This is a genomic window from Pseudomonas sp. GNP012, from assembly GCF_054343835.1.
On sequence record NZ_JBTGUU010000001.1, the window covers coordinates 3127954 to 3143691 of the forward strand.

General features: G+C 62.1%; 15 protein-coding genes. 11 read left to right on the forward strand and 4 right to left on the reverse strand.

The window, feature by feature from the left end; genetic code table 11:
- The first annotated feature begins 9 nt into the window (after positions 1-9).
- The 4 genes from ACXX83_RS13970 to ACXX83_RS13985 all read left to right on the forward strand — a co-directional run bounded on the left by ACXX83_RS13970 (position 10) and on the right by ACXX83_RS13985 (position 2710).
- The gene (locus tag ACXX83_RS13970; RefSeq protein ID WP_095966432.1) at positions 10-414 is read left to right on the forward strand and encodes an antitoxin Xre-like helix-turn-helix domain-containing protein; all 405 of its coding nucleotides are present in this window, start codon (positions 10-12) and stop codon (positions 412-414) included.
- Positions 408-1100, forward strand: a complete 693-nt coding sequence (locus ACXX83_RS13975) for an RES family NAD+ phosphorylase (protein ID WP_217835656.1) — start codon at positions 408-410, stop codon at positions 1098-1100. The genes ACXX83_RS13970 and ACXX83_RS13975 overlap by 7 nt, the downstream gene beginning before the upstream one ends.
- Positions 1101-1336: 236 nt before the next feature.
- Complete coding sequence (locus ACXX83_RS13980) at positions 1337-1660, forward strand: hypothetical protein (protein ID WP_217835657.1); 324 nt, start codon at positions 1337-1339, stop codon at positions 1658-1660.
- Positions 1661-1966: 306 nt separating this feature from the next.
- Positions 1967-2710 carry a hypothetical protein gene (locus tag ACXX83_RS13985; RefSeq protein WP_458548831.1) on the forward strand — a complete coding sequence of 248 codons (744 nt, stop codon included), beginning with the start codon at positions 1967-1969 and terminating at the stop codon, positions 2708-2710.
- 147 nt (positions 2711-2857) lie between these two features.
- Here the strand turns inward: ACXX83_RS13985 and ACXX83_RS13990 are convergent, their stop codons facing one another.
- The 4 genes from ACXX83_RS13990 to ACXX83_RS14005 form a co-directional block, all read right to left on the reverse strand.
- Entirely contained in the window at positions 2858-4426 is a 1569-nt protein-coding gene (locus ACXX83_RS13990) for a DHA2 family efflux MFS transporter permease subunit (protein WP_458548833.1), read from the reverse strand.
- Positions 4423-5505 carry an HlyD family secretion protein gene (locus ACXX83_RS13995; RefSeq protein WP_458548835.1) on the reverse strand — a complete coding sequence of 361 codons (1083 nt, stop codon included), beginning with the start codon at positions 5503-5505 and terminating at the stop codon, positions 4423-4425. Before ACXX83_RS13995 ends, ACXX83_RS13990 begins: the two co-directional genes overlap by 4 nt.
- 72 nt (positions 5506-5577) lie before the next feature.
- Positions 5578-5991: a cupin domain-containing protein gene (locus ACXX83_RS14000; protein WP_458548836.1), complete on the reverse strand. Its 414-nt coding sequence runs from the start codon at positions 5989-5991 to the stop codon at positions 5578-5580.
- Between the two features lie 43 nt (positions 5992-6034).
- Positions 6035-6787, reverse strand: a complete 753-nt coding sequence (locus ACXX83_RS14005) for an SDR family oxidoreductase (RefSeq protein ID WP_458548837.1) — start codon at positions 6785-6787, stop codon at positions 6035-6037.
- Positions 6788-7014: 227 nt separating this feature from the next.
- Here ACXX83_RS14005 and ACXX83_RS14010 point away from each other — a divergent pair, with 227 nt between their 5' ends.
- The 7 genes from ACXX83_RS14010 (at position 7015) to ACXX83_RS14040 (ending at position 15722) form a co-directional block, all read left to right on the forward strand.
- A complete protein-coding gene (locus ACXX83_RS14010; protein ID WP_458548839.1) occupies positions 7015-8604 on the forward strand; it encodes a winged helix-turn-helix domain-containing tetratricopeptide repeat protein in 1590 nt (529 codons plus the stop codon).
- 301 nt (positions 8605-8905) lie between these two features.
- The gene (locus ACXX83_RS14015) at positions 8906-10279 is read left to right on the forward strand and encodes a glutamine synthetase family protein (protein ID WP_126046330.1); all 1374 of its coding nucleotides are present in this window, start codon (positions 8906-8908) and stop codon (positions 10277-10279) included.
- Between the two features lie 7 nt (positions 10280-10286).
- Positions 10287-11678 carry an aldehyde dehydrogenase family protein gene (locus ACXX83_RS14020; protein ID WP_458548840.1) on the forward strand — a complete coding sequence of 464 codons (1392 nt, stop codon included), beginning with the start codon at positions 10287-10289 and terminating at the stop codon, positions 11676-11678.
- Positions 11679-11681: 3 nt separating this feature from the next.
- Positions 11682-12842 (forward strand): iron-containing alcohol dehydrogenase, encoded by a 1161-nt coding sequence (locus ACXX83_RS14025; RefSeq protein ID WP_458548841.1) that lies wholly within the window; start codon positions 11682-11684, stop codon positions 12840-12842.
- 163 nt (positions 12843-13005) lie between these two features.
- Positions 13006-14559 (forward strand): amino acid permease, encoded by a 1554-nt coding sequence (locus ACXX83_RS14030; RefSeq protein WP_458548842.1) that lies wholly within the window; start codon positions 13006-13008, stop codon positions 14557-14559.
- A gap of 218 nt (positions 14560-14777) precedes the next feature.
- The gene (locus ACXX83_RS14035) at positions 14778-15068 is read left to right on the forward strand and encodes a DUF7693 family protein (RefSeq protein ID WP_458548843.1); all 291 of its coding nucleotides are present in this window, start codon (positions 14778-14780) and stop codon (positions 15066-15068) included.
- Between the two features lie 81 nt (positions 15069-15149).
- The gene (locus ACXX83_RS14040) at positions 15150-15722 is read left to right on the forward strand and encodes a chorismate mutase (RefSeq protein WP_458548844.1); all 573 of its coding nucleotides are present in this window, start codon (positions 15150-15152) and stop codon (positions 15720-15722) included.
- Positions 15723-15738: the final 16 nt, after the last annotated feature.

Genomic DNA, 15738 nt, shown 5'->3' on the forward strand with positions numbered 1-15738 from the left:
GTATTGATCATGGCCGTCCCCCTGCAACCCCAATCCTTCAGCAAAAACCAATGCGTCACCGGCCTGCGTGCCGCCGTGAGCATTCTGGAAAAGTGGCAGGCCACCAGCGACCAGGCCTGTCGCATCCTGCGTATTTCCCGCAGCACCTACACCCGGGCGCGGCAGCGCGATGTGGAGTGGGCTGTGGCGCTGGATGCGGACCAGATGCAGCGCATCAGTTTCGTGTTGAACATTCATGCGACGTTGCGCCTGGTGTTCGACAACCCGGACAACGTGTACGGCTTTGCCTCGATGGCCAATGACAATGAGTTTTTCAATGGCCGCAGCCCGTTGGAGATCATGGCCCAGGGCGACATGATTGCGCTGTATGAAACTTTCCGCCGCATCGACATGTTGCGGGGTGCGCAATGGTGATGGCGAGTGAGCTGGCGGTGTTTGCCGGTCAGTCGTTGCAGGCTTATCGCCTGGTCAATTCGAAGTTTCCGCCGATTGCGTTGTTTGATGACGTCGCGGACGCGGATGAGTTTGAGGTGCTGTTCGAGATTCAGGCGCTGACCAATCCGCGGTTGAAGAATGAAGTGGGTCAGCTTGAGTTGATTGCGCGCAGCGAGATCCCGTTCGGGATTGCCGGTTGCTCTTACGCCATCGCGCCGTTTACCCATGTGAATCCGGCGGGGTCGCGCTTCAGTGACGGCAGTTTCGGGGTGTTGTACCTGGCGGATTCGATGGAAGCGGCGCTGGCCGAAGTGCGGCATCACCAGGCTCTGTATTGGTCGAAGGTGCCGAGCCTGAACTATGAGCGGTTTGTGTTTCGCGGGTTGGCCTGTGCCTTTGGCGATGGCGGGATGAAGGACGCCACCGCCCTGCCGCTGACCGATCCGGTGTATGCGTCGGACGATTACAGCCATTCCCGCGTGCTGGGGCGGGCGGTGCGGGACGCCGGTTGTCCCGGTTTGCGTTATCACTCGGTGCGCATGCCGGGCAGTCATTGCTGGGCGTTGATGACACCGAGGCCGGTCTCTTCGATTGTGCAGACGGCGCATTACGAGATGGTGTGGAATGGGCAGATCACCAGCGTCAGCCAGATCAGCGAGGCTTGAGCCCCGTTGTCAGGCACATGAAAACCTGTGGGAGCGAGCTTGCTCGCGATTGCTGTGTGTCAATCGACACAGATGTTGAATGTGAAACTGCCATCGCGAGCAAGCTCGCTCCCACATGGATCTGCGATCCATTGACCGCATCGATAGTCACCATCAGTTCAATGAAGTTCTCTTAAAAAATCCCCGGCGTAACATCTGCTCCATACCAACCCATAAGCACCCCGGAGCACACCATCATGAAACGCCAGACCCTTCTCAGCATCGCTTTCTCGGTTTTCGCAGTTAACGCTTTCGCCGCAAACTCTGCTCAACCTGTGGTCGCTGAAGGCGGCTCGGATCGTCTGATTGAAAGCCGTGTGGCTGAAGGTGGTTCTGATCGCCTGCTCGAGAATCGTGTGGCCGAAGGTGGTTCGGATCGCCTGCTGGAAAAACGTGTTGCCGAAGGCGGTTCCGACAAGCTCCTGCAAAACCGCGTCGCCGAAGGCGGTTCCGACAAGCTCCTGCAAAACCGTGTTGCCGAAGGTGGCTCCGACCGTCTGATCGAAAGCCGCGCTGTCTGAATGCAGGGCTTTACCGCAGTTCTCAACGAAAAGCCCGGCCTTAACCGCCGGGCTTTTTCGTGCGCATAGAATAAATCAGTCCCAACTACTTCAGCGCCCCCCCTGTAGTGCCTGCTCTTCTTTCATTCAGGATCAAAGGTATATTCACGCGACAAACGGTACCCGTTTTTCGCCACGACCTGTCATTTGTTACAGTTGTCACGCCCCCACTTGTGCCCCCTAATGAACCTGTCGTCTACAGAGGGGACTTGCTCCACTCCTTGCGATGAATTGAAGCAATCAAATCTTCTCTTTGGAGTTTCCGCCGTGAACGAATTTCAAAACGATGCGATTCTCAAGTCCAAACTCGAAAACGATAGATCCCGCACGGGCAGCGTCGAACTCCTGCCTGCACCAATGGTGATGGAGCGGGATGAACGTACCACCATTCTTTATGAAGGCGAGATCGAAGAGTCGGGGGCGATTACTCGACTGGCGGTCTATCCAGGCATGGCGCGCGGCGACCGCATAAAACTGACCTGGGAGAACACTTCAACCGAAATAGTGAAAAAATACTCAACCGAGCTGAAAGTCAGCGATCCTGAATCCTTTATCGACATCACAGTGCCGAAGAGTTTTGTGTGCTATTTCATCAATAATCTCGGAAGGTTTCAGGTCACGTATAAGGTCTTCCCCGCCGCTGGTGGCCCCCCGCGGCCTTCCGAATCAACCATCGTCACATCCGTCAAGTTAACGGGTTCCGTGATCCCCGCCCCAATGGCTCCCGAAGCCAAAGATGGAAATCTGAGCTCGCAGCATGATTACCCCGATGGATTGACCATTCTACTCAGTCCCAAGTTGACAATTAACTGCACCTGGACGAGCTACGGTCGGGATGGCCGAATCCTTTATCTTGAGAGATGGAATCCGGAAAGTGACGAGAAGACGGTCGTAGTACCTGAAGTACTGAAACTCATAGAGACAGGCGGAGAAGTTCGTGTCAGCTCCTTTAGTGACAACCCGGAAGAGTATATTTTCGACTCCTTGCCTCTGGTTCTGAAGGTGTTGTAACGCTCGACTGCAACTTCTGCTCAACCTGTAGTCGCTGAAGGCGGCTCGGATCGTCTGATCGAAAGCCGCGCTGTCTGAATGCAGGGCTTTACCGCAGGACTCAACGAAAAGCCCGGCCTCAACCGCCGGGCTTTTTCGTGCGGGTGATCAATTCGTCCGTTGTTCCTGCGCTTTCGCATAGCGCGCCAGGCCAATCTTGATGCCAACCAGCATGGGCGCGGCAAAGACGAACAGCAGGGCCACGGCGAAGAACGCCGTGTCGAAGGCAATCACCGTGGCTTGACCAGACACCGCCTTGCCCAGCAGGCTGGTGGCTGCCCCGCCAGCGGCCAACGGGTCCATGCCCTTCCCCGCCAGCATCGCGGTTGTGCTCGTCAGCCGCTCGATGAGCGCGTGCCCACCCGCAGTGACGTGGGTGCCGAGGACCACACCGTTGCTGACTGCGTGATGGTCGATCAGGGTCTGCAGCCCGGCAACGCCCATCAAACCACCCAACTGGCGCCCTGTGTTGAACAGGCCGATGCCGCTGGCCAGGTTGCGGCTGTTGAGGTGGGTGAAGGCGATCAGTGTGATCGAGAGAAACAGGAAGCCCAGGCCCAGGCCGCGCAGCAGGATGGCCGCCATCATGTCATCGCTGCCGCTTTCGCTGGTGGAGCCGGACAGCATCCACATAGCCGCCATGATCAGCAGGATGCCCAAGGGCACGGTGGCCACCGGCGGCACGCGGCGGACCTGGAACAACCAGGCGGCGATGAGCAGCGACCCGACAAAAAAACCGCCGCTGGGCAACAGCAGCAGCCCGGCATCGGTCGGTGTGAAAGCGAGTACGGACAGGGCGAACGCCGGGATCAGGTAGGCGCTGCCGAACAGCGCGGCACCGGCGACGAAACTGACGATAAAGGCAAAGGTGAAATCGCTCGATTTGAACAGGCTTAAGTCAAGCAGCCCCTGGTCGTCGGCCAGGACCTGTCGGCCGAGAAAGCCCAGCAGTGCGGCGGTACCTAGCACCGTCAGCAGCAGGATGCGCGGTTCCTCGAACCAGTCCCAGCGGCTGCCCTGGCTAAGCACGTAGGTGAAACAGAACAGAGCCGCAGAGAGCAACGAGAACCCGAGCCAGTCAAACGAAGGTTGCCGGACCCTGGCGGGCACGGGGTGGTCGGCGATGAGCAAGAGCCCGCTCGCGGCCAAAGCCAGCGGCACCACGCTGAAGAAAATCCAGGCCCAGGACTGGCTGTCGATCAACCACCCTTGCAGGGCCGGTGCGAGGGTCGCGGACGCAACCACGGCCGCCATGGCGAACAGGGCTTGCAGGATCGGCTGAAGGGCCCGCGGATAACCGCGAAAGATGATCGCCTGGCCCGCCACCAGCAAAGCACCGCCGGCGAAGCCTTGCAGGATGCGCAGTGCGATCAGCAGCTCCAGCCAGGCGCTGACGGCAGCCACGCAGCACGCCATGCCCATGACCAGGGTGGCGCCGATGAGCACGTTGCGTGGAGAAAACCGCTGCATCAGCCAGGGGGCGAGCATGAACCCGATCAGCTTGAGGGCGATGTAGCCGACATCCAGCCAGGCAAACTCGTCAGGTGTGGCATGGGTGTCGCCGATGATGTCGCTGCGTCCGAGGGCAAGCACGGTGCTGGCGATCGCTTCGGTCAACGTGGCCAGGACGATGCCCACCATGAGCAGCACGCCGGTCGTCGGCCTGGCGCGACTCATGAGCCGGCCCCTTCAACCTCTACCCGCGCGGACAGCCCCGGCACGATGCGCCCCGGTAGCGGATTGTCAGCCAGGCGGATCTTCACCGGAACGCGCTGTACGACACGTACGAAGTTCCCGGTGGCATTGTCGGGCGGCAGCAGGCTGAAGGCCGAGCCACTGCCCGGTGCAAAGCTGTCGACCACGCCGGCCAGTGCCGTATCGGGATAGCCATCGACCGTTACGCGCACGGGCTGACCAGGGCGAATCTGTTCGAGCTGGGTTTCCTTGAAATTGGCCACGACCCACACATCGTTGACCGGCACGATATCGAGCAGGGCGACACCCGGCGTGACGAAACGGCCGAGGCGAACCTGACGATTGCCGACCACGCCATCCACCGGCGCATGCACCACGGTGTGGTCGAGATCGATCCGGGCCAGATCACGGGCCGCTTCAGCCTGAGCCACCGCTGCCATGGCCGCCTCCCTTTGCGCCACAAACACAGTGATGCGTTGCTGTTGGGCCTCGACCGTTGCCGAAGCGGCCGATACCGACGCCACGGCTCTGGATTGTGCCGTGCCGGTTTCATCGACCAGTGCCTGGCTCACGGCGTTGCTGACGATCAGTTTGCGACTGCGGTCGTGAGTCTTGGCCGCCAGACTCATGTCGGCGGTGGCCGAGCGTCTTTGTGCTTCGGCCTGCCTGATCAGCGCATGCTGAAGCCGGATCTGCGCATCGACATGGGTCAGGTTCGCCCGGGCGGCGCTGACATTGGCCTCGGCTTGCGCAAGCTTGGCGCGATAGTCGCGGTCATCGATACGGAACAGCACATCACCCGCGCGCACGGCCTGGTTGTCCTTGACCTCGAGCGCCGTGACATAGCCGGCGACCTTGGCGGCCAGCGAGGTGACATCCCCGCGGACATAGGCGTTGTCGGTCGAGGTCACGCCACTGGAATACACCATGATGCCCCAAGCCGCCACGACCACCACCGCCGCGACACACAGCAACAGGCCGATGGTCTTGCGCTGGCTGCGCCGCACCACGACCACCGGCGTTGCGGTGGCAATGGTGGCCTTGTCCTGGAGCGAGTTCATTTTTTCATGTCCTGTTCAGTGCCAAGAACCCTGCAGCCCGGCTGTCGAGCCTTCATGAGCGGGTTGATCGGCTCACTGCTTGATCGGTGTGACGAGCACCTTTTCCTCGGTGTCGAGGACGAACACCGCCAACAGGCGTGCCGGTTGGGTGTCACTGGCGTTGGCGCTGACCAGATGCACGGAACCCGGCTCCTCTACGAAGTTTTCGCCGACCTTGTAGATCTGTTCCGGCTGGCCTTTGACCTGGATGCGAAACGAACCTTCCAGCACCGTTGCATAGATGAAGGCCGTTTTCGGATGGGTGTGGGCCGGTGACGCGGCACCCGGCCCATACTCGACGACCACACCCCTCATGCTCTTGCCAGGGATGTTGGGAATGGGACGGTCGAACACCACCGTCACCTTGCCGGGGGGCGGCTCGGCGGCCGAGGCGGCGCTGATCGAGAGCGCTGCGAACACAGCGGCCATTAGCAATCGGGTAACCATGGGATGTCTCCTGGATGCATAGGGAATTGAGAGGTGAGATCCGTTACTGCGCTGTCGACCGGGCCAGCCAGTCGTCGAAGCGAATCGCCCCCAGGCGTGCGTTCTTGCCGGTGACCAGCGATTGATCGTCGAGCACGGCGCCGAAGTAACGGGCATGTACATCCGGCACGACCTTGCGGCTGTCCTGGGTCGCCCGCAGATAGCGCCTGGCCAGTTCGTCGATCGGCATGGTTTCCGGGCCGCCCACTTCAACCGTGCCATTGACCGGTGCTGCCAGCACAACATCGGCCAGCGCCGCTACCACGTCGTCGGACGCAATCGGCTGGATCAGCGCCGGCGAAGCATGAATCTCATCGCCGACGGTGAACGACTGGACAATGCCGGCGGCAAACTCGCAGAACTGCGTGGCACGCACAATGGTGTAGGGAATGCCGGACGCCTTGATAAGGGCCTCCTGCGCGACCTTGGCCCGGAAGTAACCGGTATCGGGAAGCCGTTCGCTGCCGACAATCGACAGGGCCACGTGATGACGAACCCCGGCGGCGGCTTCGGCGGCCAGCAGGTTACGACTGGAGGTCTGGAAGAAATCGAGAACGGCCTGGTCCTCCCACGACGGCGCGTTCGCCACGTCGACCACCACGTCAGCACCATCCATCGCTTCGGCCAGGCCTTCGCGGGTGATGCTGTTCACGCCCGTGCTGGGGCTGGCGGCGAGCGCATCATGGCCGCGCTCGCGAAGGGTGTTCACAAGTTTCGATCCGATGAGGCCGGAGCCTCCGATGACGACGATCTTCATGACTGTTCTCCACTTGTCGACTGCAACCATTGCGTCGGTGTAGAGAGATTGCCTGCACGGGCAAGGCAAGTCCTTGCGCCGGGCTTGGGTTTGCCTTGGCGAGCGCTTGGATTTTTGTCCAAGGCAACTGACGGTCGTCCAGCCCCCTTGCCGCTGACGGTGCAGCGGCTGTCGAGCTGCCGTATCATCCTTTTGCAGTCACAACCAGCCGCCTGGGGATGCCCGTCTTGCCATTCAGTTTTGAAGATTACGTACTCGATCAGGAACGCCGGGAGCTGACCCTGCGCGGGCAAGTCGTGGCCGTCGGACCGCAGGTTTTCGACCTGTTGCTGCTGTTCGTCAACAATCCCGACCGCGTCGTCAGCAAGGACGAATTGCTCAAGGCGGTGTGGGGCGAGCGGATCGTTTCGGAATCGACGATCACCAGCCACATCAATGCCGTGCGCAAGGCCATCGGCGATACCGGTGAGGAGCAGCGCCTGGTACGCACCGTCGCCCGCAAAGGCTACCGCTTCGTTGGCCAGATCAACGGCGACTTGAGCGGGCAAGCGCGACAACCCGAAGACGATGAACGCCCGACCGCCGCCCCGAAGCCAATCCCCTCCCCTGCGCTGGTCCTGCCGGACAAACCCTCGATCACCGTCCTGCCCTTCCAGAACCTGAGCGGTGATCCGGAGCAGGAATACTTCGCCGACGGTGTCGTGGAGGACATCATCGCCGCCCTGTCGCGTCTTCGCTGGCTGTTCGTCATCGCGCGCAATTCGAGCTTCACCTACAAGGGCCAGACCGTGGACGCCCGGGGCGTTGGCCAGGCGCTGGGCGTTCGCTACGTGCTCGAAGGCAGTGTGCGCAAGAGCGGGAACAAGCTGCGCATTACCGGGCAACTGATCGACGCGACAAGCGGCACGCACATCTGGGCCGAGCGCTTCGAAGGCCTGCTGGACGATATCTTCGAGCTGCAGGACCAAATCACCGAGAGCGTCGTGGGCGCGATCGCGCCGCAACTGGAGCGGGCAGAAATCGAACGCGCCAAGCGCAAGCCGACGGAAAGCCTGGACGCCTACGACTACTATCTGCGGGCCATGGCCAAACTGCACAGCGGCAGCCGGGAAGCCATCGAGCAGGCGCTGCCGATGTTCTACCAGGCCATCGAACTCGATGGAGAATTTGCCTCAGCCTATGGCATGGCTGCCTGGTGCCACTTCTGGCGCAAGCTCAATGGCTGGATGGTCGATCGGCCTGCAGAAATCGCCGAGGGCATACGGTTGGCGCGGCTGGCGGTGGCCCTGGGCCGCGATGATGCCGTCGCGTTGACCCGGGGCGGACATGCGCTGGCCCATCTCGCCGGCGAAGTCGACGGCGGCATTGCACTGCTCGACCGGGCACGCTTGCTCAACCCCAACCTCGCCCCCGCCTGGTTTCTGGGCGGTATCCTGCGGGCGCTGCGCGGTGAAACGGACGCGGCCATCGAGCATCTGAACCATGCGGTTCGCTTGAGCCCGCTGGACCCGGAAATGTTCAGGATGCAGGTCGGCATGGCGCTGGCGCATTTCTTCGCCGGGCACTTCGATGCCGCAGCGGGCTGGGCGGACAAGGCACTGGGTAACCTGCCCAGCCTGCTGGTCGCCGCGGCACTGGTGGCGGCCAGTCATGCGCTCGGCGGTCGAATGGACAAAGCGAATCTGGCGATGCAACGCCTGCAAGCGCTGGCCCCCTCTTTGCGCCTGTGCGGCCTCAAGGACTGGCTGCCCATTCAACGGCCTGAGGATTTCGCCCGTTTCGTCGATGGACTAAGACTGGCGGGATTGCCGGAGTAAAGGAGACACCCCTGACCTGTAGGAGCGAGCCTGCTCGCGATGGTCGTCAACGATGACACGAGTCTTCTGATTAAACGCGGTGTCCTGAAATCCATCGCGAGCAAGCTCGCTCCTACAGGGGACCAGGGGCCAGGTCGTGCATTAGCTTTTACCTGGCAAAACTTGCACATCGCAACGGTAGGCTAAGCTTTGAGCAACTCGTTGCTCATGATGCTCGGTTCTGCAGGTTTTGGGTGTTTCTGGAGAGCGTCTGCAACAGCGATCTCAGACTGGCCAAAACCTTTCACGCAGGATTGCCGTGATGACCGAGCCCCTCCTCAGCTTTGATGCACTCAAACGCGCCGCTGCCGCCGGCGAAATCGATACCGTGCTGGTCTGCATGGTCGACATGCAGGGACGCCTGGTCGGCAAGCGCTTCCAGGTCGAGTTTTTCATCGACAGCGGCCACGAAGAAACCCATTGCTGCAACTACCTGTTGGCCGACGACATCGACATGGAGCCGGTGCCGGGTTACGCCGCGGCCAGTTGGAGCAAGGGCTACGGCGATTTCGTGCTCAAGCCCGACATGTCCACCCTGCGGCGCGTGCCCTGGCTGGAATGCACGGCGCTGGTGCTGTGCGACGTGCTCGATCATCACCATCGCCAGGACCTGCCCCACAGCCCGCGGGCGATTCTGAAAAAGCAGGTCGAGCGTCTGCGCGAGCGTGGCTATACCGGCATGTTTGCCTCGGAACTCGAGTTCTATCTGTTCGATGAGAGCTACGAGGCGATCCACAAGCGCAACTATCACAAACCGAAAACCGCCGGCCATTACATCGAGGACTACAACATCCTCCAGACCACCCGTGAAGAGCCGGTGCTGCGGGCGATTCGCAAGCATTTGCAGGCCTCGGGCATTCCCGTGGAAAACTCCAAGGGCGAATGGGGCCCGGGCCAGGAAGAGATCAACATCCGCTACGCCGATGCCATGACCATGGCCGACCACCACGTCATCATCAAGCACGCCTGCAAAGAGATCGCGCAGTTGCAGGGCAAGGCGATCACCTTCATGGCCAAGTGGCGCTACGACGCCGCCGGTTCCAGCAGTCACATCCATAATTCGTTGTGGGACAAGAACGCGAAAAAGCCGCTGTTCTTCGACGCAAAAGCCGAATTCGGCATGTCGAAACTGATGCGTGCCTGGGTCGCCGGGCAGCTCAAGTACGCCAACGACATCACTTGTTTTCTCGCGCCCTACATCAACTCCTACAAGCGCTTCCAGGCCGGCACCTTTGCGCCGACGCGGGCGGTGTGGAGCCGCGACAATCGCACCGCGGGCTTTCGCTTGTGTGCCGAAGGCAGCAAGTCCATCCGCATCGAATGCCGCATCGGCGGCGCCGACCTCAACCCCTATCTGGCCTTCGCCGCGTTGATCGCGGCGGGCCTGGCCGGCATCGACGAAAAGCTCGATCTCATCCCGCCATTCGAAGGGGATGCCTACCAGGACGAGCATTTGCCGGAAGTGTCCAAGACCCTGCGCGAGGCGAGCGCCGCCCTCAAGGCCTCCGGCATGTTGCGCGAGGCGTTCGGCGATGAGGTGGTCGACCATTACGTGCACACCGCCGAGTGGGAACAGAAAGAGTACGACCGGCGAATCACCGACTGGGAACTGCAGCGCGGCTTCGAGCGCTATTGAGAACATCATGACTGCGAAGGTGCAATTGATCTCCCCGGTCGATGGCCGGGTGTACGTCGAACGAGAGATGGCCGATGCAACGCAGGTCGAGCAGGCGCTGACCGCCGCTGCCAGCGCACAGGCGGCATGGCAACGCCGCTCACTGAGCGAACGCGCAGCATTGTGCAGCGCCGCAGTGGACGCGATGTTGTCGATGCAGGCGGACATCGTGCCGGAACTGGCCTGGCAGATGGGTCGCCCGGTGCGTTATGGCGCCAGCGAACTGCGCGGTTTTGCCGAACGCGCCCGGCACATGATCGCCATCGCGCCGCAAGCGCTGGCCGATATAGAGCCGGTGCCTGTGGCGGGTTTTCGACGCTACATCAAGCGCGAGCCGCTGGGCACGGTGCTGGTGGTCGCGCCGTGGAACTACCCCTATTTGACGGCGGTTAACACGATCATCCCGGCGTTGATGGCCGGCAACAGCGTGATCCTCAAGCATGCGTCGCAGACGCTGCTGGTGGGCGAGCGTTTCGCCGAGGCCATGCGCCGCGCCCATCTGCCGGACGGCCTGTTCCACAATCTGCTGCTCGATCATCGGCAGACCGCCGCGATCATTGATTCGGGTCGGGTACAGCAGGTCAACTTCACCGGTTCAGTCGATGCCGGCAAGGCCATGGAAAGCGCCGCCACGGGACGCTTCATCGGCGTGGGCCTGGAGCTCGGCGGCAAGGATCCGGCCTACGTGCGGGCTGACGCCAACCTCGAGCATGCGGTGGAAAACCTGGTGGACGGCAGTTTCTTCAATTCCGGGCAGAGTTGCTGCGCCGTGGAACGTATCTACGTCGACCAGAAAATCTTCCCGGTATTTGTCGAGCGCTTCGCCGAACTGACCCGCCAGTACGTGCTGGGCAACCCGCTGGACGAAGCCACCACCCTCGGTCCGCTGGTGACACCGGGTGCCGCGTTTTTCGTTCGTGGCCAGATCGCCGAAGCGTTGGCCCAGGGCGCGACGGCGCTGATCGATCCGCAGGCCTTTCCCGCCGACGTGCCGGGCAGTGCCTACCTCGCGCCCCAGGTCCTGGTCGATGTCAGCCATCAAATGTCGGTCATGCGCGATGAAAGCTTTGGCCCGGTGGTCGGCATCATGCCGGTGGCCAGCGATGACGAGGCCATTGCCTTGATGAACGACAGTGAGTTCGGGCTCAGCGCGTCCATCTGGACCCGGGACCTCGCAGCGGCCGAACGCCTGGGCAACCAGATCGCCACCGGCACGCTGTTCATGAACCGCTGCGATTACCTGGACCCGGCGCTGGCCTGGACCGGCGTGAAGAACAGCGGGCGCGGCGTCACCCTGTCGCCACTGGGCTACGAGCACCTGACCCGGGCCAAATCCTTTCATCTGCGTCACGAGGTGTAGACCATGAACCTGACAGGAAACTGGAACTACCCCACGAGCGTTCGTTTCGGTGTCGGGCGCATCGCCGAGCTGGCCGACGTCTGTCGCAGCCAGGGTATCGAGCGCCCCTTGCTGGTCACCGACAGCGGCCTGGCACGCGCGCCGATCACCACGGCGGCACTGGACGCGCTGCGCACCGCCGGCCTGGGCGTCGAGTTGTTCTGTGACCTCAAGCCCAATCCGGTCGAAGCCAACCTGGCCGGCGGGCTCGAGGCCTGGCGCGCCGGCAAGCATGACGGCGTGATCGCATTTGGCGGCGGCAGTGGCCTGGACATGGGCAAGCTGATTGCCTTCATGAGCGGCCAGACCCGCCCGGTCTGGGACTTCGAAGACATCGGCGACTACTGGACCCGCGCCGACGACAGCCGCATCGCCCCGGTCATTGCCGTGCCGACCACGGCGGGGACCGGCTCGGAAGTCGGTCGTGCGGCAGTGATCATCGACGAGCGCACCCACACCAAACGCATCATCTTCCACCCGAAAATGATGCCGCGCGTGGTCATCAGCGACCCCGCCCTCACCGTCGGCATGCCCGCCAAGGTCACCGCCGGTACGGGCATGGATGCGTTATCCCATTGCCTGGAAGCGTACTGCGCCCCCGGTTTTCATCCCCTGGCCGATGGCATTGCGGTGGAAGGCATGCGCCTGGTGGCCAACGCCCTGGTGAAAGCGGTACACACGCCGTCGGACCTTGAGGCGCGCGCGCAAATGCTCGCGGCGGCGGCCATGGGCGCCACGGCATTCCAGAAAGGCCTGGGCGGGATGCATGCGCTCTCCCATCCGGTGGGTGCGCTGTACGACACCCATCACGGCATGACCAACGCCACCTTCATGCCCTACGTCCTGCAATTCAATCGCACGGCCATCGAGGAGCGCATCACCCGCCTGGCGGCGTACCTGCGCCTGCCCTCGCCGGGGTTCGACAGTTTCCTGGCCTTCGTCCTCAAGCTGCGCAAGGACATCGGCGTGCCCCATACCCTGGTTGAACTGGGCGTGGATGACCGGCAGGCGGACCTGATCGCGGACATGGCGATTGTCGACCCCTCGGCAGGTGGCAACCCGCTGCCCTTGACCCGGGACGGCGTGGCAAAGATTTTCGACGCGGCACTTCACGGCCGTCTGTAGGAGCGAGCCTGCTCGCGATGGACGTCAACGATGACGCGGGGAGCCTGACACCCCGCGTCGTCCTCCAGTCCATCGCGAGCAGGCTCGCTCCTACAGAAAACCAAGGTCGAGCCTACGGCGGCTCAGTTCGGCCTGTCCAAAACCTGAAAAGGGGCACACAACAATGAACCCAACAAGCCAGCCGGGCACCGACACACACGACGATGACGTCAAGGTGCTGCACAGCATGGGCTACGCCCAGCAACTCTCACGACGAATGGGTGTTTTCTCCAACTTCGCCATTTCCTTTTCGATCATCTGCATCCTCTCCGGCGGCATCAACTCACTGGCCCAGGGCACCTCGGGCGCCGGTGGCATATCCATCGGGATCGGCTGGCCGATCGGCTGCCTGATCTCCGGGGTATTCGCCATGGCCATGGCGCAGATTTCCTCGGCCTACCCCACCGCCGGCGGCCTGTACCATTGGGGCTCGATTCTCGGTAACCGCTTCACTGGCTGGCTGACCGCGTGGTTCAACCTGCTGGGACTGGTCACGGTGCTGGGCGCGATCAACGTCGGCACCTATTACTTCTTTTTCGGTGCCTTCGGACCGGCACTGGGCATGGAGGACACGACCACGGTCAGGGTGATTTTCCTGGCAATCCTCACCGGCCTGCAGGCCTTGTGCAACCACTTGGGTATCGGCCTGACCGCCAAGCTCACCGACTTCTCCGGCTACCTGATCTTCGCTACGGCGCTGGCGCTGACCATCGTCTGCCTGATCTCGGCACCCAGCTACGAATTCGCACGGCTGTGGACCTTCGGCAACTATTCCGGCGAAGCGGGCGGCAGCGTCTGGCCCCAGGTCTCCAACGGCTGGGTTTTCATGCTCGGCCTGCTGTTGCCGATCTACACCATCACCGGCTATGACGCCTCGGCGCATACCTCCGAGGAAACCCGCAACGCGGCCATGTCGGTGCCCCGTGGCATGGTCATGTCGGTGGTCTGGTCGTTGCTGTTCGGCTGGCTGATGCTCAGTGCGTTCGTGCTGATGCTGCCGAGCATGGACGAAGCGGCCAAGCAAGGCTGGAACGTGTTTTTCTGGGCCATGAACACCCAGGTCAACCCGACCTTGAAACTGGTGCTTTTCGTGGCGATTTTCATCTCGCAGGTGCTCTGCGGGCTGGCCACCGTTACCTCGGTTTCGCGCATGATCTTCGCCTTCTCCCGGGACGGCGGCCTGCCCTGCTCCAAAGCCCTGTCCTCCGTCTCGCCGACCTTTCGCAGCCCGGTGGCGGCCATCTGGACCGGTGCCACCCTTGCCGTCCTGTTCGACTGGGGCTCGTCGGTGATCTCGGTCGGGGCAACGCCGGTCTACACGATCGTGGTGTCCTGCACGGTGATCTTCCTGTTCTTCTCCTTCGCCATCCCCATCGTGCTCGGCCTGTTTACCTACGGGACGTCGAAGTGGCCGACCATGGGGCCGTGGAACATGGGGCGATTCTGGTACTCGGTGTTCGCCATCCTCTCGATCCTGTCGATGATCATCATTTTCGTCATCGGCATCCAGCCACCGAACGATTGGGCGCTGTACATCACCATCGGCTTCCTGGTGCTGACCGCTATCGTCTGGTTCGGTTTTGAAGCCCGACGCTTCCAGGGGCCACCGGTGGGCGACATGATCGTCAAGCGCCAGGCTGAAATCGCCGCGGCGGAGGCGGCGTTGAACCGGAAATAGAGCGAGCAATGAGTAACCTGTGGGAGCGAGCTTGCTCGCGATGGCGGCGTGTCAGGCGCCATGGATGCTGGATGTGCCGGCCTTATCGCGAGCAAGCTCGCTCCCACAGGGTTTGTGGTGTTCCAACGCTTGGCTGACTGGCATTAGCCGCCTCTGCCAGGCTTTTTTGTATGGCGATGATTTATCCTGTGCCCCCCGATTTCATCCCGGAGACACCTGTGCCCGCCCTCACCGCCCGCGAGGTTTACCAGCCGTTGCGCGATGCCGCCCAGGGTATTCGCACCTTCAAGCGTATCGATGAATACTGCACGTCGAACCTTGTACAGGTCGACATCGACGGCTGGCGCCTGTTGCTCGACGTCGACGCCGGCCACTTGCGCCACTGCCTGCACGGCCTATGCCCCGATGGCCGCGAGTATGCGTTCGACAACGGGCAGCGCTTCGGCACCGACCCGGTGAGTTTGCTCAGCACCTGGGAGCTGGCGCAGATTGAGCGGTTGCTGGCCTGAATCATTCGCAACCTGTCGTTCCCTGGCCGCACTTGTGATACACAAGCCGGAATGATTTCTGCGTCCAAGGAGATTCCGCCCATGCCCCGTTCCCCACGCCTTTCGCACTGGCTGGCTTGCGCCCTGCTCGGTTTGTTCGCTGGCGTTGCCCAGGCCGGCACGACGCCCCCGGCACCCGATGCCCTGCAACCCTTGCTGGCGACGATGAACGAGCGCTTGAACATCAGTGAGCTGGTGGCGCTGACCAAGTGGGACAGCGGCAAACCGGTCCAGGACAATGCCCGGGAAGCGCAAGTCATCGCCAACGCGCGCAAGCAGGCGGACCAGCGCAAGCTCGACCCCGACGATGTCGCCGACCTGATTGCGGCCCAGATCGAAGCCAGCAAACTGCTGCAATACGGCCGACTCGCACAATGGCAAGCGGCGCACAAGGCACCGGACACGCCACGACCGGACCTCAACAACGACATCCGGCCCAACCTCGACAAACTGCAGAACCTGCTGCTCACGCAGTACGCCGCGTTCCTGCCCTACCGCAAAGACCCGAACTGCCCGCAATGGCTGGCCACCGAACGCTCGGCGCTGATCAAGGATTACCTGCATGGCCAGGCGATGATTCGTGCGACGGGCGAATTGTGTGTTGTGGGTCGATGACAGCGAAGTGATCCAG

What these genes read in the sequence shown, in the direction of transcription:
- ACXX83_RS14020 (WP_458548840.1), top strand. Translation starts at nt 10,287, where the DNA reads ATGACTGCGAAGGTGCAATTGATCTCCCCGGTCGATGGCCGGGTGTAC.
- ACXX83_RS14030 (WP_458548842.1), top strand. Translation starts at nt 13,006, where the DNA reads ATGAACCCAACAAGCCAGCCGGGCACCGACACACACGACGATGACGTC.
- ACXX83_RS13975 (WP_217835656.1), top strand. Translation starts at nt 408, where the DNA reads ATGGTGATGGCGAGTGAGCTGGCGGTGTTTGCCGGTCAGTCGTTGCAG.
- ACXX83_RS14015 (WP_126046330.1), top strand. Translation starts at nt 8,906, where the DNA reads ATGACCGAGCCCCTCCTCAGCTTTGATGCACTCAAACGCGCCGCTGCC.
- ACXX83_RS14040 (WP_458548844.1), top strand. Translation starts at nt 15,150, where the DNA reads ATGCCCCGTTCCCCACGCCTTTCGCACTGGCTGGCTTGCGCCCTGCTC.
- ACXX83_RS13970 (WP_095966432.1), top strand. Translation starts at nt 10, where the DNA reads ATGGCCGTCCCCCTGCAACCCCAATCCTTCAGCAAAAACCAATGCGTC.
- ACXX83_RS14005 (WP_458548837.1), bottom strand. Translation starts at nt 6,787, where the DNA reads ATGAAGATCGTCGTCATCGGAGGCTCCGGCCTCATCGGATCGAAACTT.
- ACXX83_RS13995 (WP_458548835.1), bottom strand. Translation starts at nt 5,505, where the DNA reads ATGAACTCGCTCCAGGACAAGGCCACCATTGCCACCGCAACGCCGGTG.
- ACXX83_RS14000 (WP_458548836.1), bottom strand. Translation starts at nt 5,991, where the DNA reads ATGGTTACCCGATTGCTAATGGCCGCTGTGTTCGCAGCGCTCTCGATC.
- ACXX83_RS13990 (WP_458548833.1), bottom strand. Translation starts at nt 4,426, where the DNA reads ATGAGTCGCGCCAGGCCGACGACCGGCGTGCTGCTCATGGTGGGCATC.
- ACXX83_RS13980 (WP_217835657.1), top strand. Translation starts at nt 1,337, where the DNA reads ATGAAACGCCAGACCCTTCTCAGCATCGCTTTCTCGGTTTTCGCAGTT.
- ACXX83_RS14025 (WP_458548841.1), top strand. Translation starts at nt 11,682, where the DNA reads ATGAACCTGACAGGAAACTGGAACTACCCCACGAGCGTTCGTTTCGGT.